Source organism: Vibrio palustris (assembly GCF_024346995.1).
Lineage (GTDB): Bacteria > Pseudomonadota > Gammaproteobacteria > Enterobacterales > Vibrionaceae > Vibrio > Vibrio palustris.
On the sequence record NZ_AP024887.1, the window covers coordinates 722,293 to 743,457 of the forward strand.

Consider the following 21,165-nt stretch of genomic DNA (forward strand, 5'->3'; position numbering starts at 1 on the left):
CCTTGAATTCCTATATTAAGAGAAAAGAGCGGCGTATTGATCGGCTTTAAAGCCAAGATGAAGTTGATCATTAACTTGTAAAATTGGACGTTTAATCATTGCAGGGTTCTCAACCAATAAAGGCGCCGCGGTTTCTGCGGTCAGTGTATCTTTTTGCTCTGGTGTTAATTGGCGATATGTCGTTCCACGTTTGTTTACTACTTGCTGCCAATCAAGTTGATGAAAAAACTGCTGAATCAGAGCTTCATCGACGCCTTGTTTACGGTAGTCGTGAAATTGATAGTCAATACCCGCTTGTTCTAACCATTTACGTGCCTTTTTAATGGTATCGCAATTGGGAATACCATACATGATTACTTTCATAACTATCCTTCTCAAACTGAATGTTTATACAAAATGGATAAATCCTAGCAGGAAGCTCTAACGCTGACAAAAGGTATTCGTATTTAGTGTTGAAGCACAGAAAAACAGCTCAAAAATCGAGTGATTGAATAGTTATTGATCAAACTCAACACAGAGAATCATAAAACAGAAATAATGAAGATATGAAGAGAAAAAAGGAATGAGGTAGGAATGGAATTGAGTCCTGTATTTGCAAGAAGATTATATCTTGCGTTATTGGTGGAATGTTTAGACCGACCTAATGTTCCTAAATTGATTGAAAAAACGGGATGGCCGCGCCGCACGATCCAAGATGTCATTCGTGCATTACCAGGCATTGGGATTGAACTGATGTTTGTGCAAGATGGCCGTCGCCACAATGATGGTTATTACCAATTGTCAGATTGGGGACCATTTGATTGCCAATGGGTATTAGAGCGCGAAGATGATATTGCCCAAGCATTAGGGCTTCATTGAATCAATGCCAGCTTATAGGCTGGCTTATTCTATAAGCCTAAAGGCTATAGTAAAACGAGGTACGATAAAAAGCCTAACCAACTTAGTGCTAATAATGTCCAAGGTAACGCGGAGATGTAAGAATGAGAAGACTGACTTTTTAGGGGCGATTCCATACTATGAGCTGGTTGGGTGTTGGTGCTCTGTTGTTTTTTCTTTTCTTTGTCTGTTTGGCGTTTTTTCTCTTTAAGTTGCTTTTTATACAGCGCAATACCGTGCTCAATACCTTGGGCGATGAGTTTCGTTTGCTCCTTCGTTTGTCCTGGACGTTGAGTCGCTTTAGCCACTTGCATTGCTTCTTGTTGGGTTTCGGGCGACGGACGGGGGGAAGCTTTAGGTTTCATTTATTTACTCCTTTTCTATTAGGTTACCATTAATCAAAATAGGCGCCTAACATCAGATTTTGAGGATGAAAGATTTTGGCAAAAATGCAGAACAAAGCAAGACGTTCATCCACAATCCAGATAAAGTACAGAGCATTGTTTGTCGAGATTTAAAGGGGCCTTGTGCGTTATTCACTTGAGGATTATGACCAGCATGGTTTTTTAAAAACGCCGATCTGGCTATGGTTGACTTGGTTTTGGCTCTCTAAAGCCTGGCTAGTTTTCGTCATGGCAGGGGCAACACGGCACAATGGTGTCGATATTTTAGCATTTTGCTATCCGCAGCGTTCACATTTTTATGCCGAATTAGCGTTAGGTCTTCCTGCGGTCATTATGATGTGGTGTCTTCATTTACGTCATCCTGAGCGAGTTATTATGACTCAATGGATTCATCGTCTTACGCGAAAAGTTACGTTGTTAAGTCTCATCGCTCAAGCGAGCTTGGGTGTATACTATGTCATACTGCAACATGGAAAGTTTGAATGGTTTAATGGTATATCGTTGCTATTTTTATTATGGATGGTGCTATACGTCTGTAATAGCCGTCGACTGAGCGTCTGTTTCCAAATGAACAATAATCATCAAGTTATCTCACCATCAGGTGACACTTTGATAGATAGTAAAGATTAAGTAAGGGTAAACTATTATGTCACAAACCCAGTCTGCAATCGTGCCGGAAACGGGGCCTTTTGCGGTATATGCCATGTTTAATGTGATGGGTAACCATCAGCAAGTACTACAAACGCTACAGTCTATCCCAGCATTGGTTGATGAGATTAATCAACAGCAACCAGATGCGCATTTGGTTGTTAGTGTGTCATTTTCACGGCAATTTTGGCAGCATTTTTCAGCTCCAATCCCTGATGAACTGATTGATTTTCCACAGTTAGGAAAAGATAAAATTATCGCCCCGAGCACAGCAATGGACTTTCTTATCCATGCTCACTCTCAGCGCCATGATCTGCTGTTTTATCTTCTACGTAAGTGCTTAGAACCGATGGCAGAATATGTCACGGTTGTTGATGAGGTTTACGGTTTTCGCTACCTTGACTCACGCGATATGACAGGCTTTATTGATGGTACGGAAAATCCAGAAGGCAACGAACGCCATAATGTTGCTGTGATTAAGGATGGGCCATTGGCCGGCGGAAGTTATGTAATGGTGCAACGCTATGAACACCAACTGCCTGCATGGTCGCGATTGAATGTGTCAGCTCAAGAGAAAGTGATTGGCCGTACCAAAGCTGATTCGGTCGAGTTGGATAATGTGCCTACTGCATCTCATGTCGGCCGAGTGGACATTAAAGAAAACGGACAAGGTCTAAAAATAGTTCGTCATAGTTTACCTTATGGAACGGCGACAGGAGCACATGGTCTATTGTTTTTAGCTTATTGTCATACCGCACATAACTTTCAGGTTTTATTGGAAAGTATGTACGGACATAAAGATAATAAAACCGACCAAATGTTGAGATTTACAACGGCTAAGACTGGCGCGTATCTATTTGCTCCTTCACTAGCAATGCTGCAGCAACTAACCACTAACGTGCGTCATGAATAGATCAGATAAAAGGGCGTTTGCTCTTTTGTCTTATCCGAGTAAGTTAAGGGCCGTCTGCGGCAGTTGCTTTGCTTGAGCTAAAACGGCACTTGAGGCTTGAGAGCGAATTTGAGATTGGGTTAGCTGCGTGGCTTCCTTGGCGAAATCTGTATCACGCAAGCGGCCATTGGAAGCGGTGATGTTTTGGTTGACGGTATTTAAGTTACTAATAGTATGATCAAACCGATTTTGCAGCGCCCCAGCATCAGAGCGGCTATTTCCGACATATTTTAATGCTGCATCAATCACTCCAACGGCTTGTTGTGCGCCACCTACGGTTGATACATCGATATCATCAACCGTAGAGGTGGCCTGTGGTTGTATATCTAATTCTTCAGCGAGAGAACCGTCAATTTCGACGTTGCCATTATGTAAGCTGTTACCAGAAAATAATTGTAGTTGACCGTGTTCATTGACTGATGCTATGACCTTGTTATCTGTTTGCCCATTGATATATGTCGCCAATTGTTCAATGTCATCGCCCGCTTTAGCCGTAATATTGATGCTAGATGCCTCACTACTATCGCCGCTATTAAATGTAATATTTAGTTGAGTTCTGTTTTTCGGTACTTCCCAATTATGGTTAGTTTCTTTTTGTGCTTGAAAATTTTTACCGCCCATCATTGCTGCATCACTACGCATATTCTTTAACGTTAAATTGACGGCTGAACCACTGTCTGTTCCGATCTGAAAAGACTTTGTACCATAACGTCCGTTAAGTAATTGATCCCCGCCAAAAGTCGTTGATTCCGCGATATGGTTCATTTCTTTATTTAGGGCACTTATTTCACCTTGCAGCGCATCGCGATCATCATCATTGTTGACACCATTGGCCGCTTGTAGAGCCAGTGTTCGCATTTGTTGCAATAAATCATTAGTCTCTGACATTGCTCCATCCGCAGTTTGAATAACAGAGATACCATTGTGTGCATTTTGTACTGCGCGATCCAGTCCGCGACTTTGTGATGATAAGCGGGTAGAGAGCTGCAGGGCTGCAGCATCGTCGCTTGCACTTGATAGTCGCGATCCAGAGGCTAAATGAGTCATTGCTTTTGCTTGGCTCTGGGTAGTTTTACTTATCTGATTTCTAGCATTTAATGCGGCAACATTACTACGAATACTAATGGTCACAATCAACTCCGATACAAAAATAAAAGCCGCGCTAAAGCGGTTTGCGTACGTAATACCGGAATAGTAACGGTAGCTGTGAGCTATTCTTTAGTAAAAATTAAAGAAAAATACAATAAAGATGGTTTTGTCTGTTTAATGAGACAAATAAAGAGGTGTTTATACGCAACTAGTTGATTTGTTGTGGTTATTTTTTGTTCTTTTTATTTTTTATAAAACATAAAACCTCATAATGTTGCGTTTAAATAGTATACTAAGCCTCGATTAAATGAGTTATTAAACTAATTTCTTATAAGTTAAGGTTTTATCATTTAAATAAATGATAATTATTGTTTTGTAATTTATTTTTTTAAATTAAAGTGAAAATTGTCATATCGTACATTACGGTATTATTGAGTAGCGTGATTTCGCCGAAGTCTCTCCTTATGCATGATGATTAATATGGTTATCGTTGAGAGCTAACTTGATAAATACGTCAAGGGTCGTGACGAGAAAAGAATGAAATTGATGGTCGTAATACTGAGTATTGACGAGTGATTTTTAGGTGACATGATTAATGACGTTACATAAGTCTTTTAAGGGTTAGTTAGCCAATTAATGGCAGATAGCCATTAAGGAGTAGAAAAGTGGTTAACGATTGCTCACATTATGTTGACCGCTGAGACAAAGTGGTGATGCTTTTTGAACGATATAAATTTGATGGTCTTTATTAGGTATCACTAAATATTTTCTACATTAAAAATATTAATTTAAAATCAATAGGTTAAAATTGGTGATGAGCGCGTATCGTCTGGGGTGGGTAAGTTCGATGCCACGTTTATGTTTTCAGTTTCAATAATAGGCACCTTAACATTAGACAAAGCGTCAGCCTCAATCAGGTAAGCAAACGCCACGCAGCAATAATCTCATGCCTTGTTTATTAAGCGCTTAGGAAGCGCACATTTATCTATTTACTTCTCTTATCTCACCTCGTTAGTTCACCTTGAATTTTCTCTTTGTTTTTATAAGAGAGTGTACGTTTATTGTTCATTTATATGGATTTTTATAAATCTTAGAAAAAAAATTAAAGGTTTAGAATATTAGGTCGTTATAAACAGTAACTTTGAGAGAACTACTTGGTTTTCCGAGACGTCGGAAACCTGCATTACCGGAAAATCAATTGGAGAGATCACCATGGCAGTAAATGTAAATACTAATGTGTCAGCGATGACTGCACAACGTTACTTGAACCAAGCGAACAGCTCACAACAAACCTCTATGGAGCGTTTGTCTTCCGGTTCTAGAATCAACAGCGCAAAAGATGACGCTGCGGGGCTACAAATTTCTAATCGTTTAACATCACAAAGCCGCGGCTTAGATGTTGCGGTACGTAACGCAAATGATGGTATATCCATTGCTCAAACCGCGGAAGGTGCAATGAATGAAACCACCAACATTCTGCAGCGTATGCGTGACCTCTCTTTACAATCAGCAAACGGCTCAAACTCTAAAGATGACCGTGTCGCTATTCAAGAAGAAGTGGGTGCTTTGAACGATGAGTTAAACCGTATCGCGGAAACGACATCATTTGGTGGTAACAAGTTGTTAAACGGTACCTACGGATCTAAATCGTTCCAAATCGGCGCAAGTAGTGGTGAGGCGGTCAACCTTAATCTAAAAGACATGCGCAGTGATAACGCTGAAATGGGTGGAACATCTTACCAAGCAGCGAACGGCAAAGGTCAAGATTGGGAAGTACAAAGTACAGCCAATGATCTAACGATTAATTACACCGATAAAAAAGGCGAAGCACAGACTATTAACATCAGCGCCAAAGAAGGTGATGATATTGAAGAAGTTGCCACTTATATCAATGGTCAAACGGATGCGGTACAAGCCTCTGTTGATGATGAAGGAAGATTGCAAGTTTTTGCCGGCGAAAATAAAGTCAATGGTGACGTGGCATTTTCCGGTGGATTAGCCGATGAACTTGGTTTTCAAGCAGGCCAAAAAGTCACGGTTGACGATATTGATGTGACTTCTGTCGGTGGTTCTCAGGAAGCCGTAGGCGTGCTCGATGCAGCAATGAAATATGTTGACTCGCAACGTGCAAATTTAGGTGCTTTCCAAAACCGTTTTGGTCATGCGATAAATAACTTAGACAACATTAATGAGAATGTGAATGCATCGCGTAGTCGTATCGAAGATACAGATTTTGCGAAGGAAACCACAGCATTAACGAAATCACAAATCTTGTCACAAGCTTCTAGCTCTATATTGGCTCAAGCAAAACAGGCGCCACAAGCCGCATTAAGTTTACTTGGCTAATTTCAAGATATCTTCCACAAAAATCCAGCTTAGGCTGGATTTTTTTTGCACAAAATTTTGATCATATTCACGTTTTGAATGGATTTTAGGTTACTTTATATAAATTATTTAAAGATTTTGATGTTGAAGCCGTTATAAGTGACGAGAGAAATGAGATGTGCTGGAGAGAGGTGAGAGACTCAAAAGCGCATCAACTATCCGCTATAGGAGATCACAATATGGCTATAAACGTTAATTCAAACGTGGCTGCGATGACCGCTCAGCGTTACTTAAATGGTGCCGCTGATAGTTCTCAGAAGTCGATGGAGAGGTTGTCATCAGGTTACCGCATTAACAGTGCAAAAGATGATGCCGCTGGTTTACAAATTTCCAATCGATTGACTTCGCAAAGTCGTGGTTTGGATATGGCAGTTCGCAATGCGAATGATGGTATTTCTATTGCTCAAACCGCCGAAGGCGCCATGAGCGAAAGTACCAACATTTTACAGCGTATGCGAGACCTTGCTCTACAATCATCTAACGGTTCTAACTCGAGTGCGGAACGTGGGGCTATCCAGGAAGAAGTGTCGGCATTGAACGATGAGTTTAATCGTATTGCTGAAACGACTTCTTTTGGTGGTAATCGTCTACTGAATGGTAAGTTTGGCAGTCAATCTTTTCAAATCGGTGCAGATTCTGGTGAAGCAGTAAAGCTAAATATCGGCGATCTACGTTCTGATAGTAAAGATATGGGAGGCGTAGCTTACCGTGCGCAAACGGGCGTTGCTGATGATTGGACCGTCGCAAGTGATACGCGTGATATTTCGTTTAGCTATACTACTAAAGGTGGCGAAGCTAAAGACATCAATATCCAAGCGAAAGCGGGTGATGATATCCAAGAGCTGGCAACCTTTATAAACGGTCAAACTGACGATCTTAATGCATCCGTCGATGAAGAGGGTAAGATGCAATTATTTGCGTCTGCACAGAAGGTCCAAGGAGATGTGACTGTTGGTGGCAACTTAGGTACTCAGTTAGATTTTGGCGCGGGCCAAGGGCGAACCATTAATGATGTTGATGTTTCTACGGTTGGAGGTTCACAAGAAGCCGTTGCGGTAATTGATAGTGCCTTGAAAGCGGTGGATAGCCATCGTGCGTCTTTAGGTGCGTTCCAAAACCGTTTCGACCATGCGATCAGTAACCTTGAAAACATTAATGAAAATGTTAATGCGTCACGTAGCCGTATTAAAGATACCGATTATGCTAAAGAAACCACTGCGTTAACGAAAGCACAAATCTTGCAACAAGCTAGTACCTCGGTGTTAGCTCAGGCGAAGCAGTCACCATCTGCAGCTCTTAGTCTACTCGGATAAATGAGTAAACGAGCTTCGTAGGTGACCGCTTTTGAGTGTTACCTATAAGGTGGAAGGGAGTATGTTATGGAAGTATCATCCAATGCATCGAACATCCAGCCTTACGGCTCAAATAATGGCATTAAACTTGCTTCAGATAATGATAGCGTAAAGCGTGTTTCTACACTGAAGGGGGAGAGTTCGTCGGCCGGACGTTCAGGGATTAATTTAACTGAACAAATTTCTGACCAAATGAAAGCAAGGCAACAGCGTGCTGCTGAAGCTGTTTCTGAGGTGTCTAACACACAAGCTCGGATCTCAGATGAACAACGCGCGAAAATGGCTGAACAAATCAATGATTTTGTGAATTCCATTAATAAAGGCCTGTCTTTCAAAATGGATAAGGAATCTGGGCGTGAAGTCGTGACGATTTATGAAGCCGCTACCGGCGACGTAATTCGTCAAATACCGGAAGAAGAAATGTTGGTTGTGTTACGCCGCTTAGCCAAAGAGCAAGACCATAAGTCTGGTCTGGTGAATGCTAAAGTTTGATAGTTTTTGAGGTGATTCAATGAGTGTCGGCCCTCTGGGTATGAATGGTGGCATGGATATAAATTCCATGGTCCAAAAGATCGTCAGTTCCGAACGTGTGCCGAAACAACAGCGCATCGATAGTGAACGTGCCGATGTTAATGCCAGCATTAGTGGCTATGGCCGCCTCAAAGAGTCATTGGATTCGATGAAAAATCTGATGTCAGATTTCCGTTTCAACAAAGTATTTGCTGCGCGGAAAGTTGATGTTACAGATGATTCTGCAGTGATCGCAAAAGCATCAACGAATGCCATTGCAGGCAAGTATTCCGTCGATGTATTGCAACTTGCCCAAAGCCATAAGTTGGCATCAGCTCCGTTTGATGAACGACAAAAGTTTGGTCCGGGCAAGTTGCATATTTCTATGGGAAACCGTTCTTTTGATGTCAATGTTTCCTCTTATTCCAAATTAAATGATGTCGTTCGTGGCATCAACGGTGCGAAATCCAATCCTGGAGTTCGTGCTGCAGTAATTAAAGACAGTAATGGCCCGCGTTTGGTGATTGCTGCGAATCAAACTGGGAAAGATAATGCTCTCAGTGTTGCGGTGGATGCAAAACCGGGAGATGAGTTAAATCAGCTTGGTTTTAAAACACTAGAAAGTCGTGTCAAAGATTTAGAAGCGGCTCGTGCTGAGGCGCAAGATATTTTGCAGCCTTTGACACCGAAACAAAAAGAAAATGCTGCTAAAGTCGCCGAAAAAATCGAAAGTGCAGCTCGTGAGGTCGATAAAGAGAACAGTTATCAACCTGACGCTTTTCAGGCTTCGGGACAAGCAACTCAGTCTTATGTTAAACCACAAGACCGTATTCCAGGTTGGACAGAAACCGCTTCTGGTACGTTACTGGATTCTTATGATGAACCTCAACCTGAGTTAGATTCTGCAGCTCAAGAGAAGTCGTCACAAGTCGATGGTTGGTCGAACACTGCGTCGGGAACCTTGTACGACTCTTATGTCACACCAGAAGAAGCCGAAAAGAAATTAGCCGCTCTTCGTGCAGACGAAGAGAGCAGCATTGCTCAAGCGGTACAAAGCGGCAATATGACGCCGGAAGAGGCAAAAGCTGAAATACGCGAAGGGATGTCCCCTGAAGAAAAACAACATGCGGACAAGATTGAGCAGGCGCAAAAAAATCTGCAAGCAGCACAAAAAGAGTTTGATAATTACAGTGGGTTGACGCAAGTGCAAACCGCTCAAGATTCGAAAGTGATTTTAGATGGTGTTGCTACATTGACGAGTAATAACAATGTGATAGAAGATGCCATTGAAGGTGTGGATTTAACGTTAAAATCAAAAACGGATCCCAATGCGCGTCCTCCAGAAATCGATGTGGAATACGACAGAGAAACGGTTAGTCAGTACCTAGAAAAATTTGTTAATGCGTATAATCAATTTCATCAAGTAAATAAAGATCTTGGTAGTGTCGATCCGCAAACTGGAAAAGCAGGACCTTTGGCTGGTGAAAGTATTACACGTAGCGCGGAATCGCGTTTGAAATCAGTATTTTCAACGCCAATTAAAGATGCTCCTCAAGAAATGAATTCGTTATCGTCCTTAGGGATTACAACCACTCGTCAAGGTGGTTTAGAGCTCAATCATGACGTATTAAACCGCCAATTGGTTAATAATTTCGATAAGTTGAAAGACTTCTTTGGGGGCAGAGATGGCTTTGCCGATAGGATTCAAGATGCCATTCAAAGTGTCACAGGAGTGACTGGAGCCATCCGCACGCGAGAGAAAAGCCTAACGGAAGAGAATCGCCGTTTACAAGATGACCAAGCTACGTTAGACCGCCGCATGGACCAACTTAAAACTCGTACCCATGCTAAATTTGAGTCGATGCAAGATGCGACCAGCAAAATGCAATCCCAACTTTCTGGCATGATGAATGCCTTAGGGTAGATAAATGGATAGCCGCATACAAGAACTTTGTGACATAGATCACTTATTAGAACAAAGCTTGAATCGAGATGAAATCAATCCTTCAGAAGTTTTACACCTCGTCGATAAAAGGGAATGGTTATTGCAGGACTTACTACCTTACGTGACCGAGAATATTGAGCTGGCCCAATCTTCACAGTGGCGGCAAGCAGTGATTAATACACGACATCTTGTTGAAAAAATGCAATCCGAGACATCTGCGATAGGACAGCAATTAAGAAAGTATCGTCATGGCAGTCAATCGGTTCAACAATACAAAAAGTTTTTATAAAGAGGTAGACTATGCGTGGTTCTTTACAGGCGTACAAAAAAGTATCAGTGGATAGCCAGCTCAGCGCGGCCTCACCGCACAAAGTCGTGCAAATGTTAATGGCTGGAGCTATAGAGCGTCTTATTCAAGGCAAAGCGGCTATGCAGCAGCGTAATATTGCTATGAAAGGTGAGCGTTTAGGGAAAGCATTAGATATTATCATCAGTCTACGTGGATGCTTATCTATGGACGATGGTGGTGATATTGCGCAGAACTTAGATCAGCTGTATGAGTTCTTGATCACACAAATCACAACGTCAAATCAACAAAATAAACCTGAGTTGTTGGATGATGCGATTGATATTATTCGCGAGATCAAATCCGCATGGGATCAAATTCCTGCTGAATATCACAATTTAACGTCTCAACAGGTGGGTGTGTAATTACTTAGTGAGAGTTAAACTCGGCATTATCCTCTAATTGCTTGGTTGCCTTTATTTTTTTATCAAATACAATAAAAGCCACGTAGTAGCCACGTGGCTTTTTTTGTTGCTGTTTTCATATTCTTGACTATCGTTTACTTCAAGACTGACAAAAATTTGTCATATCTTAGCGATATTGGCTCAACTAACGATAAGCAACTTTCCGGATTTAAGGCATTATTCTCACCTATGCAAGGTTTAGCAAAACTCATTGTGATTGAAGACGACGAAAATGTACGTTTGAATCTCAATACAATTTTAGAATTTGTCGGAGAACAGTGTGTAGCGATTTCTTCATCGCAAGTTGATCAAATTGATTGGTCGCTAACGTGGGGAGGCTGCATTCTTGGTACTGTGCATCAACAATCGCAGCTTTCACATATTGTGGAGACCATGCGTATTGCCCATCATATTCCACTACTGGTCGCCAATAAGCAGCCATACTCTTTAGAAGAGTGTCCTAATTTTATTGGTGAACTCCCTTTCCCACTGAATTACGCACAGCTAAGTGATGCATTACGTCATTGTAAAGTTTTTTTAGGGCGACGCGGCATTGAAGCCAGTTCCGCATTTAGAAATACGATTTTATTTCGTAGTTTAGTCGGACAAAGCAGTAGTATTCAGCATGTCCGTCATATGATTGAACAAGTCGCCCAGACAGAAGCAAATGTATTAATACTTGGTGAGTCTGGAACAGGCAAAGAAGTCGTTGCTCGTAATATTCATTATCACTCCGCGCGTAAAACTGGCCCTTTTGTACCGATTAACTGTGGTGCTATCCCTGGAGATCTTCTAGAAAGTGAATTATTTGGCCATGAAAAAGGCGCATTTACTGGCGCTATTACGTCTCGTAAAGGACGATTTGAATTAGCAGAAGGTGGCACATTATTTCTTGATGAAATTGGTGATATGCCAATGAGCATGCAAGTTAAATTATTACGTGTCTTACAAGAGCGGTGTTTTGAACGTGTGGGCGGTAATGCCACAATAAAAGCCAATGTTCGCATTATTGCGGCTACACACCGCGATCTCGATAAAATGATTTTTGAAGAGTCATTTCGAGAAGATTTATTTTATCGAATTAATGTTTTTCCGATAGAGATGCCAGCATTACGTGAAAGAAAGGAAGATATTTCATTATTGCTACATGAGCTATTATCTCGTTTAGAAGCCGAAGGTTCACAACCTATATGCTTTACGCCGAGAGCGATTAATTCTCTGGTGGATCATGATTGGCCGGGTAATGTGCGAGAGCTGGCAAATTTAGTGGAACGAATGGTGATCTTATATCCCAATAGCTTGGTGGATGTGAATCACTTACCGACTAAATATCGTTATAGTGATATTCCTGAATTTCAGCCGGAACTAGATCAATCCACTGCGGTTGAAGAAGATGAACGTGACGTATTAGCGAATATTTTTTCTGAAGATTTTAGTTTTGAAGAATCACAAGCACTGATTGCTGAAACGGAGAGTGATCCGGGGCTTCCTCCTGAAGGTGTCAATTTAAAACAAATGATTACTGACTTTGAAATGAATATGATTAATCAAGCTTTAGAGGCGCAAGACGGTGTCGTTGCAAGAGCGGCGGATATGCTGGGTATGCGTCGAACGACGCTTGTTGAAAAAATGCGCAAGTATAATATGCAGCGTTAATAAGTGTGACTTAAGTCATACTTTATTTATCGTCAATAATCCGTCACCTATGTAATGCCATGATAAATAATCATTATTTCATGGCATATATCTTGCGTATGTCATAGGTAGTGACTTTTATTGACGGTTTTTCGACGATGAGCAATGAGCAAGAACAACATTCCCACCTAGATTCTTTGGATGAGCAAGTCGCCCGCTATCGGCAAGTTTTAGATGTTATGCCTGCGGGCGTGATTCTTTTAGATACTCAAGGTATTGTGCGTGAAGCTAATCCAGAAGCCCATCGTTTACTAGAAATGCCTTTAGTGAATGAAAAGTGGTTTACTATTATTCAAGAGGCGTTTGCGCCTCGTGAAGATGATGGCCATGAAATCTCGTTACGTAATGGACGCAAAGTCCGCTTGGCGATTTCGGCGTCGACGACCGGTCAGCTTATCCTTATCACCGATTTGACCGAAACCCGTTTGCTGCAATCACGGGTGAGTGATTTACAACGCTTATCTTCTTTAGGACGTATGGTGGCGTCTTTGGCTCATCAAGTACGCACGCCATTATCGAGTGCGATGTTGTATGCCTCTAATCTAGGGTCTCCAAATTTACCAACAGCAACGCGTGAGCGTTTTCAGTCTAAACTTGTCGATCGCCTACATGACTTAGAAAAGCAAGTTAATGATATGCTATTGTTTGCAAAGGGGGGCGATAATAAAGTTGTTGATGCTTTCTCTTTACAGAATTTAGTCGATGAGTTTCAGCCTATGGTTGAAGCGGCAGTCCGTACTAGTCACATTGATTATGCAGAAGACGTTGAAGATGCAGATACTGGCATTGTTGGTAACGTCAATGCGTTAGCGTCGGCCTTGAGTAATTTGGTGATGAACGCGATTCAAATTGCGGGTAAAGGCGCACAAATAGATGTGTTTTTTCGAGCAGTGAATGGCGAATTAAAAATTTCCGTGCAGGACAACGGGCCCGGTATTCCCGAAGCTTTACAAGAAAAAGTGATGGAGCCTTTCTTTACGACACGCTCGCAAGGAACTGGCCTAGGGTTGGCCGTTGTGCAAATGGTCTGTCGTGCTCACGATGGTCGTTTGGAGTTATTATCACGTGAAGGGGATGGCGCATGTTTTACCATGTGTATTCCATTAGATCGCCAGGTTAGTCAAACCACATTGGAAACGGGAGAATCCTAATGGCTCAAAGTAAAGTCTTAATTGTAGAAGATGATGAAGGTCTACGTGAAGCCTTGGTGGATACGTTAGCGCTTGCAGGGTATGAATGGCTAGAAGCCGATTGTGCAGAAGATGCATTAGTGAAACTGAAAAGTGATTCGGTTGATATTGTGGTCTCTGATGTACAGATGGCTGGCATGGGCGGTTTAGCATTATTACGTAATATCAAATTGCATTGGCCTAATGTGCCCGTATTGTTGATGACAGCGTACGCCAATATAGAAGATGCCGTTTCTGCAATGAAAGAGGGCGCGATTGATTACATGGCTAAGCCATTTGCGCCAGAAGTGTTATTGAACATGGTCAGCCGTTATGCACCAGTGAAATCTGATGATAATGGGGATGCAATTGTCGCTGATGAAAAAAGCCTCAAACTGTTGTCGTTAGCTGACAAAGTAGCAAAAACCGATGCAAATGTGATGGTTCTTGGGCCGAGTGGCTCAGGGAAAGAAGTGATGTCGCGTTATATTCATAATGCCTCATTACGCAAAGACGGCCCATTTATTGCCATTAACTGTGCTGCAATCCCAGATAATATGTTGGAAGCGACGCTATTTGGATATGAAAAAGGCGCGTTTACAGGCGCTGTCCAAGCATGTCCTGGTAAATTTGAGCAAGCCCAGGGGGGGACTATTTTACTTGATGAGATCAGTGAAATGGAACTCAACCTACAAGCGAAGTTATTGCGGGTGTTGCAAGAGCGTGAAGTCGAGCGTTTGGGAAGTCGTAAAAGTGTCAAACTGGATGTGCGAGTACTAGCAACCAGTAACCGTGATTTAAAGCAATATGTGCAAGAAGGTAATTTTCGTGAAGACTTGTACTATCGTTTAAATGTCTTTCCGATTACTTGGCCTGCATTGTGTGAGCGTAAAGGGGATATTGAACCACTCGCGACGCATTTGATAGAGCGTCATTGTAAGAAGTTAGGGTTACCTGTACCGAGTTTATCCTCCACGGCGACTGACAAACTATTACAGTATCCTTGGCCGGGGAATGTACGTGAGTTGGATAATGTCATCCAACGCGCGTTAATCTTAAGCGACCAAATGACGATTGATGCTTCGCATATTTTATTAGAAGGGTTGGATTGGCAAGATGCGTCTGGTTTGCAAAATGCTGTTGAAACTCAACAATATGCAACACCATCAGTAAAACCTGTCGCGGATCCTGAATTATCTAGCACATATTCTGATCCCGTTGAGTCACCTCAGTCGCAAGGTTCGGTTGGCCTTGGTGATGAGCTGCGTGATCAGGAGTTTGCCATTATTATGGAAACCTTGGTGGAGTGTAATGGTCGGCGTAAAGAAATGGCCGACAAGCTTGGTATTAGTCCGAGAACGTTACGCTACAAGCTCGCAAAAATGCGTGATGCTGGAATAGACATCCCCAATTAATCCGATTTATTCGTCATGGCATATAACTTGCTCAGTAGTTAATTATGAATGTTTTTTGTCAAAGTTTTGGCACCCGAGGTCCTCATGAGATTAGACGGCTTACAAAGTGAAATGCAAGCAATGCGCTTGGAAGCAAGTAATACTACAGCAGCACCAACAGGACAAAAAGTGGGTGCTGACTTTGGTGATATGCTGACGAAAGCAATCAATAATGTTAACGGGTTGCAAGAAACGTCTAGTGCCCTGCAAACACGTTTTGACCGTGGGGACGAAAGTGTTTCTTTAGGCGATGTTATGATCGCGCGTAATAAGGCAAGTGTTTCCTTTGATGCAACGATTCAAGTGCGTAACAAGCTTGTCGATGCATACAAAGAATTAATGAACATGCCGGTTTAAGAAAGGTAACCGATAGTGGCTGAAGACAACCAACAAACCGACCTTGCTGTAAGCGGCAGTGGCGATCAGGCCATGATGTCCAGTTCAGGCGCAGGCCTTAGCTCGGATACACAAAATCCAGATATCGAAGAAAAAAGTTCCAATAAGATGGACTTTGGTATGGGTGATTTGGATTTATTGCGTCAAGTCGTTTTGGTGTTATCGATCTCTATTTGTGTCGCCCTCATCGTGATGCTTTTTTTCTGGGTTCGCCAACCAGAGATGCGTCCTTTAGGGATGTATGACACTCAAGAATTGATCCCCGTTCTTGATTACCTCGATGAACAAAAACAAGACTATAAATTAGATGGTAACACCATTTTAGTCCCGGTTTCTGATTACAATAATCTCAAACTTAATATGGTACGTGCCGATCTCAATACGAACTCTGATGGCGCCGGTGATGACATCTTACTCAAAGATATGGGGTTTGGTGTTTCTCAACGCTTGGAAAAAGAGCGTTTAAAACTCAGTCGTGAGCGGCAACTAGCGGCGGCGATGGAAGAAATGCGTCAAGTGACTAAAGCTCGCGTCTTATTAGCGCTGCCCAAGCATAGTGTTTTTGTACGCCAAAACCAGCCAGCGTCGGCATCTGTTTTTTTGACCTTAAGAACAGGAGCCAGTCTTAAACAAGAAGAAGTGGACTCGATTATTGATATGGTGTCGAGTGCGGTTCCAGGGATGTCTCCGACCAAAGTGACGGTGACTGATCAACATGGACGCTTACTCAATTCAGGCTCACAAGACCCCGCATCAACGGCGCGTCGCAAAGAGCAAGAAATGGAACGTAAACAAGAAGCGGATGTTCGCCAAAAAATCGACTCAGTACTCATTCCTATTCTCGGGCTTGGCAATTATACCGCGCAAGTGGATATTGATTTGGATTTCAATGCCGTTGAACAAACCCGCAAACGTTTCGATCCTAAAACGCCATCAACGCGCAGTGAATATACCCGTGAAGACTATAATAACAGTAATACTGTTGCTGGTGTTCCTGGAGCGCTGAGTAACCAACCGCCAGCGGATGCCTCAATCCCTGAAGATGTGGCACAAATGAAAGATGGTTCAACCATGGGGCAAGGCTCGGTTCATAAAGAAGCGACTCGTAACTATGAGTTGGATACGACTATTAGTCATGAACGTAAACAAACCGGCGCGATTGCGCGGCAAACGGTCGCGGTAGCCATAAAAAATCGCGCCAAAGTTGATCCGCAAACAGGCGATGTTACTTACACTCCGGTGAGTGAACAAGAATTGCAGTCTATTCGTCAGGTACTAGAAGGAACGGTAGGCTATAATCAAAACCGAGGGGATGTACTGAATGTATTAAGCATGCAGTTTGTTACCCCTGAGGTCGCTGAAGCTCAAGATGTACCAATTTGGGAAAATCCTAACTTTGGTGATTGGGTACGCTGGTTGGCTAGTGCCTTGGTTATTATCGTCGTGATTTTAGTGTTGGTGAGACCTGCATTGAAAAAACTCCTCAACCCATCGGCTGGAATGGACGAGGACTCGATGTATGGCCCAGATGGCATGCCAATTGGTGCTGATGGTGAAACCAGCTTAATTGGTGGTGACATTGACGGAGGCGAACTATTTGAGTTTGGTACAGGTATTGATCTACCGAACTTGCATAAAGATGAGGACGTATTGAAAGCGGTACGTGCTCTTGTGGCCAACGAGCCAGAACTTGCGGCTCAAGTAGTGAAAAATTGGATGCAAAATGCCTGAGAATGATGAAAAAGGAACAGCAGTAGTGAGCACTGAAGATATCGCCGATATTCCTGGTGAAGAACGTGCGGCAATTCTATTGCTGAGCCTAAATGAAGATGATGCAGCAGGAATTATTCGCCACTTGGAACCCAAGCAGGTTCAGCGCGTTGGCAGTGCCATGGCGAAAGCGAAAGACCTGAGTCAAGACCGAGTGGGATTGGTCCATCGTGCATTTTTGGAAGATATTCAAAAATACACCAATATTGGTATGGGCAGTGAAGACTTTATGCGTAACGCATTAGTTGCCGCTCTGGGGGCTGATAAAGCCAATAATCTTGTTGATCAAATCTTACTGGGTACCGGCTCTAAAGGCTTAGACTCATTAAAATGGATGGATCCAAGACAGGTCGCCAGCATTATTATTAATGAGCACCCACAGATTCAAACCATTGTTTTATCTTATCTTGAAGCGGATCAGTCAGCAGAAATTTTAGCGCAGTTTGCTGAGCGAGACCGTCTCGACCTTATGATGCGTATTGCTAACCTTGAAGAAGTCCAACCGTCAGCTTTGGCAGAGTTGAATGAAATCATGGAGAAACAGTTTGCTGGGCAAGCCGGTGCTCAAGCCGCTAAAATTGGTGGCCTGAAAGCGGCTGCTGATATCATGAACTATCTTGATAACAATGTGGAAGGTCTGCTTATGGATCAGATGCGTGATCAAGATGAAGATTTAGCTACGCAAATCCAAGATTTGATGTTTGTGTTTGAGAACTTAGTTGAAGTAGATGATCAGGGCATTCAAAAACTGTTGCGTGATGTTCCGCAAGATGTGTTACAGCGTGCACTAAAAGGCGCCGATGATGATCTGCGTGAAAAAATCTTTAAGAACATGTCGAAACGTGCTGCTGAACTGATGCGTGATGATTTGGAAGCAATGCCACCTATCAAAGTGTCCGATGTAGAAACGGCACAGAAAGAGATTCTAGCTATTGCCCGTAAGATGGCCGATCAAGGTGAGCTTATGTTGTCTGGTGGTGCTGACGAGTTCTTGTAATTAACCTCCCCTCAGAGGTCGAGCACTCGACCTCTGCTTGTCTTAGTGGTTTGAGCTACGCATAGGAAAGATTATGCCAGTTGAAAGAAAACGCGGTTTCATTCGTCCCGACTCGAGCGCACCAGCAGATGAGCAACCACAAACGTGGGGGCTGCCTGATTATGACGTGGATTTGGTGACAAGCGCCCGCGAAACCGCATTAAATTACGATCCCGGTTGGAACCCTCACGAAGCGCCTCAAGAAGAGGATAGTGAGCCAAAACCCTTTTCCGTCGAAGATCTGGAATCCATACGCCAAGCGGCGTATCAAGAAGGCCAAGAGCAAGGTTATTCAGAAGGCTTTCAGTCAGGTGTCGAGCAAGGTAAAGAAGAGGGGTATCGTATTGGCCATGAAGAGGGTCTGACTTCAGGACACCAAGAGGGCCTAGAAGCGGGGCAAGAACACATTAATGAGCAAGTGAAACAGTTTGTTGAGATGGCGAATCAATTTTCTCAACCGCTCGAACTGATGAATGCTCAAGTTGAAAAGCAATTGGTGGATATGGTGTTGACCATGGTGAAAGAAGTGGTTCACGTTGAAGTAAAAACAAATCCGCAGATTATTTTAGATACAGTGAAAGAATCGGTGGAATCCTTACCAGTAGCAGGCCACGCAATTACCTTAAAATTACACCCTGAAGATATCGATATTGTTAAACAAGCATATGGTGAGCAAGAGATCGACAGCCGTAATTGGACGTTAGTTAGCGAGCCAGCCTTAGATCGTGGTGATGTGCAAATTGCGGCCAGTGACTCCAGTGTGAATTATCGTATGGAAGAGCGTATCCGTTCCGTATTACAGAAATTCTGTGCCGCAAACCGCCATCAGGTGGGAACTGAGTAATGTTGTCATTAGCTGAACGCTTAACCCAATATAAAACCGAAGGCCTGACACGCCGCCCTATTGCTTCGGGGAAGTTGGTTCGTTTGATAGGATTGACTCTAGAAGCAACAGGCTGTAAAGCTCCGATTGGTAGCTTATGCCTGATTGAAACCATGTCCGGGAATATGGAAGCAGAAGTGGTCGGCTTTTCTGGAGATAACTTATTCTTAATGCCCAGTGAGCAAATTACTGGGATTTTGCCGGGTGCAAAAGTCACGCCTTTAACAGAAGAGGCTGGCATGCCAGTTGGTATGGAATTATTAGGGCGCGTTGTAGATGGGGTGGGTAACCCTTTGGATGGTTTAGGGCCGATTTATACCGAGCAAACCGCCTCATTGAGTGTTGCGCCGATTAACCCATTAGCACGTAAGCCGATTGATGCTCCGTTGGATGTAGGCATTAAAGCTATTAATGGTCTGCTTACCGTTGGTAAAGGACAGCGTATTGGCTTATTTGCCGGCTCTGGTGTGGGTAAATCAGTGACTTTGGGGATGATGACTCGCGGAACTACTGCGCAAGTTGTCGTAGTCGGTTTGATTGGTGAGCGTGGTCGAGAAGTAAAAGAATTTATTGAAGAGATACTCGGTCATGAAGGTCGCCAGCGTTCGGTGGTTGTTGCGGCGCCAGCAGATTCATCCCCGTTAATGCGTTTAAAGGGCTGTCAAACCGCGTTGACCATTGCAGAATACTTTCGAGATCAAGGTTTAGATGTATTGTTGCTGATGGATTCGTTAACCCGTTTTGCACAAGCCCAGCGTGAAATTGCCCTGTCTGTTGGTGAGCCACCGGCGACCAAAGGCTACCCACCTTCAGTGTTTGCTAAGTTGCCCGCTTTGGTAGAACGTGCCGGTAATGGTGGCCCTGAGCAAGGGTCGATTACGGCATTTTTTACGGTTTTGACAGAAGGGGATGACCTACAAGACCCAATAGCAGATGCATCGCGAGCAATTTTAGATGGGCATATTGTGCTCTCTCGAGAAATGGCGGATGCAGGCCATTATCCTGCTATCGATGTAGAAAAATCCGTCAGTCGAGTGATGCCACAAGTAACGACTGATCAGCATATATTAATGTCGAAAGCAGTACGGCAAATTCTGTCGATATGCCGTAAAAACCAAGATTTGGTTTCCATTGGTGCTTATAAACCAGGTACGGATCAAGCGATCGATAGTGCGTTTACGTTAAAACCGAAATTGGATCAGTATTTGCAGCAAGAGATGAAAGAAACGGTGCCCTATGACATGTGCGTTAATATGTTAAAGCATGTCTTAGGTGTTGAGGAATAAGGTATGGATAACGCACTGACATTTTTAGTCAATCAAGCCAAAGATAATGAAGACAAAGCAGTGATGGCACTGAACCAAGCGCGAAGTGAACTCGATAATTATTATCAGCAACTCGAGCAAATTGAGCAGTATCGGCTTGATTACTGTCAACAATTGACCGATCGAGGCCAGGCGGGTCTAACGGCCAGTCAGTACGGTCATTTACAACGCTTTTTAAATCAGCTTGACGAAACATTATCAAAACAGCGTGAAGCAGAAACACACTTTACTCAGCAAGTGACGAATAGTGAACAACACTGGTTAGAAGTTCGTAAACAACGGCGTTCGTATGAGTGGTTGATTGAAAAGAAAAAAACGGAAAAACAACAAGCGGAAGAAAGGCGTGAACAACAGTTAATGGATGAATTTTCAACGTTGAGTTTTAATCGACGTCGCTTAAACAACCATTCTTAATTGTCGTTGCTGTGTCTCGCTGGCGTGAATCTTGCAGTACGTAGTTCTTAACGTATAGATAAATTGGTTGCTACCTAGTTCCAAGTGGGACTTCATAACGGCATGATTAGCG

21 protein-coding genes are annotated in these 21,165 nt (G+C 43.0%); 18 read left to right on the forward strand and 3 right to left on the reverse strand.

Features of this window, described 5'->3' with window-relative positions; all coding sequences use genetic code 11:
* Positions 1-15: 15 nt before the first annotated feature.
* Entirely contained in the window at positions 16-363 is a 348-nt protein-coding gene (locus OCU30_RS03565) for an ArsC family reductase (RefSeq protein ID WP_077311516.1), read from the reverse strand.
* A 210-nt stretch (positions 364-573) separates the two neighbouring features.
* Here OCU30_RS03565 and OCU30_RS03570 point away from each other — a divergent pair, with 210 nt between their 5' ends.
* Positions 574-858 carry a winged helix-turn-helix domain-containing protein gene (locus OCU30_RS03570; protein ID WP_077311519.1) on the forward strand — a complete coding sequence of 95 codons (285 nt, stop codon included), beginning with the start codon at positions 574-576 and terminating at the stop codon, positions 856-858.
* Positions 859-902: 44 nt separating this feature from the next.
* On the opposite strand, the gene OCU30_RS03575 is transcribed toward OCU30_RS03570, so the two are convergent.
* A complete protein-coding gene (locus OCU30_RS03575) occupies positions 903-1,241 on the reverse strand; it encodes a DUF2956 domain-containing protein (RefSeq protein WP_077311521.1) in 339 nt (112 codons plus the stop codon).
* Between the two features lie 162 nt (positions 1,242-1,403).
* Here OCU30_RS03575 and OCU30_RS03580 point away from each other — a divergent pair, with 162 nt between their 5' ends.
* Positions 1,404-1,910 (forward strand): DUF2919 domain-containing protein, encoded by a 507-nt coding sequence (locus OCU30_RS03580; protein WP_077311523.1) that lies wholly within the window; start codon positions 1,404-1,406, stop codon positions 1,908-1,910.
* Positions 1,911-1,926: 16 nt separating this feature from the next.
* Complete coding sequence (locus OCU30_RS03585; RefSeq protein ID WP_077311525.1) at positions 1,927-2,841, forward strand: Dyp-type peroxidase; 915 nt, start codon at positions 1,927-1,929, stop codon at positions 2,839-2,841.
* A 30-nt stretch (positions 2,842-2,871) separates the two neighbouring features.
* On the opposite strand, the gene OCU30_RS03590 is transcribed toward OCU30_RS03585, so the two are convergent.
* Entirely contained in the window at positions 2,872-4,011 is a 1,140-nt protein-coding gene (locus OCU30_RS03590) for a flagellin (RefSeq protein WP_077311527.1), read from the reverse strand.
* 1,170 nt (positions 4,012-5,181) lie between these two features.
* On the opposite strand from OCU30_RS03590, the gene OCU30_RS03595 reads away from it, so the two are divergent.
* The 15 genes from OCU30_RS03595 to fliJ all read left to right on the forward strand — a co-directional run bounded on the left by OCU30_RS03595 (position 5,182) and on the right by fliJ (position 21,053).
* Positions 5,182-6,315 carry a flagellin gene (locus tag OCU30_RS03595; protein WP_077311529.1) on the forward strand — a complete coding sequence of 378 codons (1,134 nt, stop codon included), beginning with the start codon at positions 5,182-5,184 and terminating at the stop codon, positions 6,313-6,315.
* Between the two features lie 218 nt (positions 6,316-6,533).
* On the forward strand, positions 6,534-7,667 hold the full coding sequence (locus OCU30_RS03600; protein WP_077311531.1) for a flagellin: 1,134 nt from the start codon (positions 6,534-6,536) through the stop codon (positions 7,665-7,667).
* Between the two features lie 66 nt (positions 7,668-7,733).
* Entirely contained in the window at positions 7,734-8,198 is a 465-nt protein-coding gene (flaG, locus tag OCU30_RS03605) for a flagellar protein FlaG (RefSeq protein ID WP_077311533.1), read from the forward strand.
* A gap of 19 nt (positions 8,199-8,217) precedes the next feature.
* Positions 8,218-10,140: a flagellar filament capping protein FliD gene (gene fliD / locus OCU30_RS03610; protein ID WP_077311535.1), complete on the forward strand. Its 1,923-nt coding sequence runs from the start codon at positions 8,218-8,220 to the stop codon at positions 10,138-10,140.
* Positions 10,141-10,144: 4 nt separating this feature from the next.
* Positions 10,145-10,450: a flagellar protein FliT gene (locus OCU30_RS03615; protein WP_077311537.1), complete on the forward strand. Its 306-nt coding sequence runs from the start codon at positions 10,145-10,147 to the stop codon at positions 10,448-10,450.
* Between the two features lie 11 nt (positions 10,451-10,461).
* Entirely contained in the window at positions 10,462-10,872 is a 411-nt protein-coding gene (gene fliS / locus OCU30_RS03620) for a flagellar export chaperone FliS (RefSeq protein ID WP_077311539.1), read from the forward strand.
* Positions 10,873-11,100: 228 nt separating this feature from the next.
* Positions 11,101-12,567 (forward strand): sigma-54 dependent transcriptional regulator, encoded by a 1,467-nt coding sequence (locus OCU30_RS03625; protein ID WP_077311541.1) that lies wholly within the window; start codon positions 11,101-11,103, stop codon positions 12,565-12,567.
* Positions 12,568-12,704: 137 nt separating this feature from the next.
* Entirely contained in the window at positions 12,705-13,757 is a 1,053-nt protein-coding gene (locus OCU30_RS03630) for a sensor histidine kinase (protein ID WP_077311543.1), read from the forward strand.
* Complete coding sequence (locus OCU30_RS03635) at positions 13,757-15,190, forward strand: sigma-54-dependent transcriptional regulator (protein WP_077311545.1); 1,434 nt, start codon at positions 13,757-13,759, stop codon at positions 15,188-15,190. Before OCU30_RS03630 ends, OCU30_RS03635 begins: the two co-directional genes overlap by 1 nt.
* Positions 15,191-15,274: 84 nt before the next feature.
* Positions 15,275-15,586 (forward strand): flagellar hook-basal body complex protein FliE, encoded by a 312-nt coding sequence (gene fliE, locus OCU30_RS03640; protein ID WP_077311895.1) that lies wholly within the window; start codon positions 15,275-15,277, stop codon positions 15,584-15,586.
* 15 nt (positions 15,587-15,601) lie between these two features.
* The gene (gene fliF / locus OCU30_RS03645) at positions 15,602-17,356 is read left to right on the forward strand and encodes a flagellar basal-body MS-ring/collar protein FliF (protein ID WP_077311547.1); all 1,755 of its coding nucleotides are present in this window, start codon (positions 15,602-15,604) and stop codon (positions 17,354-17,356) included.
* The gene (gene fliG / locus OCU30_RS03650; protein ID WP_077311549.1) at positions 17,349-18,392 is read left to right on the forward strand and encodes a flagellar motor switch protein FliG; all 1,044 of its coding nucleotides are present in this window, start codon (positions 17,349-17,351) and stop codon (positions 18,390-18,392) included. Before fliF ends, fliG begins: the two co-directional genes overlap by 8 nt.
* A gap of 73 nt (positions 18,393-18,465) precedes the next feature.
* Positions 18,466-19,275: a flagellar assembly protein FliH gene (gene fliH, locus OCU30_RS03655; protein WP_077311551.1), complete on the forward strand. Its 810-nt coding sequence runs from the start codon at positions 18,466-18,468 to the stop codon at positions 19,273-19,275.
* Entirely contained in the window at positions 19,275-20,600 is a 1,326-nt protein-coding gene (gene fliI, locus OCU30_RS03660; RefSeq protein WP_077311553.1) for a flagellar protein export ATPase FliI, read from the forward strand. Before fliH ends, fliI begins: the two co-directional genes overlap by 1 nt.
* Positions 20,601-20,603: 3 nt before the next feature.
* Positions 20,604-21,053 carry a flagellar export protein FliJ gene (fliJ, locus tag OCU30_RS03665; RefSeq protein WP_077311555.1) on the forward strand — a complete coding sequence of 150 codons (450 nt, stop codon included), beginning with the start codon at positions 20,604-20,606 and terminating at the stop codon, positions 21,051-21,053.
* Positions 21,054-21,165: the final 112 nt, after the last annotated feature.

What these genes read in the sequence shown, in the direction of transcription:
- fliD (WP_077311535.1), top strand. Translation starts at nt 8,218, where the DNA reads ATGAGTGTCGGCCCTCTGGGTATGAATGGTGGCATGGATATAAATTCC.
- OCU30_RS03625 (WP_077311541.1), top strand. Translation starts at nt 11,101, where the DNA reads ATGCAAGGTTTAGCAAAACTCATTGTGATTGAAGACGACGAAAATGTA.
- OCU30_RS03575 (WP_077311521.1), bottom strand. Translation starts at nt 1,241, where the DNA reads ATGAAACCTAAAGCTTCCCCCCGTCCGTCGCCCGAAACCCAACAAGAA.
- OCU30_RS03565 (WP_077311516.1), bottom strand. Translation starts at nt 363, where the DNA reads ATGAAAGTAATCATGTATGGTATTCCCAATTGCGATACCATTAAAAAG.
- OCU30_RS03585 (WP_077311525.1), top strand. Translation starts at nt 1,927, where the DNA reads ATGTCACAAACCCAGTCTGCAATCGTGCCGGAAACGGGGCCTTTTGCG.
- flaG (WP_077311533.1), top strand. Translation starts at nt 7,734, where the DNA reads ATGGAAGTATCATCCAATGCATCGAACATCCAGCCTTACGGCTCAAAT.
- fliI (WP_077311553.1), top strand. Translation starts at nt 19,275, where the DNA reads ATGTTGTCATTAGCTGAACGCTTAACCCAATATAAAACCGAAGGCCTG.
- OCU30_RS03595 (WP_077311529.1), top strand. Translation starts at nt 5,182, where the DNA reads ATGGCAGTAAATGTAAATACTAATGTGTCAGCGATGACTGCACAACGT.
- OCU30_RS03600 (WP_077311531.1), top strand. Translation starts at nt 6,534, where the DNA reads ATGGCTATAAACGTTAATTCAAACGTGGCTGCGATGACCGCTCAGCGT.
- fliE (WP_077311895.1), top strand. Translation starts at nt 15,275, where the DNA reads ATGAGATTAGACGGCTTACAAAGTGAAATGCAAGCAATGCGCTTGGAA.
- fliG (WP_077311549.1), top strand. Translation starts at nt 17,349, where the DNA reads ATGCCTGAGAATGATGAAAAAGGAACAGCAGTAGTGAGCACTGAAGAT.
- OCU30_RS03630 (WP_077311543.1), top strand. Translation starts at nt 12,705, where the DNA reads ATGAGCAATGAGCAAGAACAACATTCCCACCTAGATTCTTTGGATGAG.
- OCU30_RS03615 (WP_077311537.1), top strand. Translation starts at nt 10,145, where the DNA reads ATGGATAGCCGCATACAAGAACTTTGTGACATAGATCACTTATTAGAA.
- OCU30_RS03570 (WP_077311519.1), top strand. Translation starts at nt 574, where the DNA reads ATGGAATTGAGTCCTGTATTTGCAAGAAGATTATATCTTGCGTTATTG.
- fliJ (WP_077311555.1), top strand. Translation starts at nt 20,604, where the DNA reads ATGGATAACGCACTGACATTTTTAGTCAATCAAGCCAAAGATAATGAA.
- OCU30_RS03635 (WP_077311545.1), top strand. Translation starts at nt 13,757, where the DNA reads ATGGCTCAAAGTAAAGTCTTAATTGTAGAAGATGATGAAGGTCTACGT.
- fliH (WP_077311551.1), top strand. Translation starts at nt 18,466, where the DNA reads ATGCCAGTTGAAAGAAAACGCGGTTTCATTCGTCCCGACTCGAGCGCA.
- fliS (WP_077311539.1), top strand. Translation starts at nt 10,462, where the DNA reads ATGCGTGGTTCTTTACAGGCGTACAAAAAAGTATCAGTGGATAGCCAG.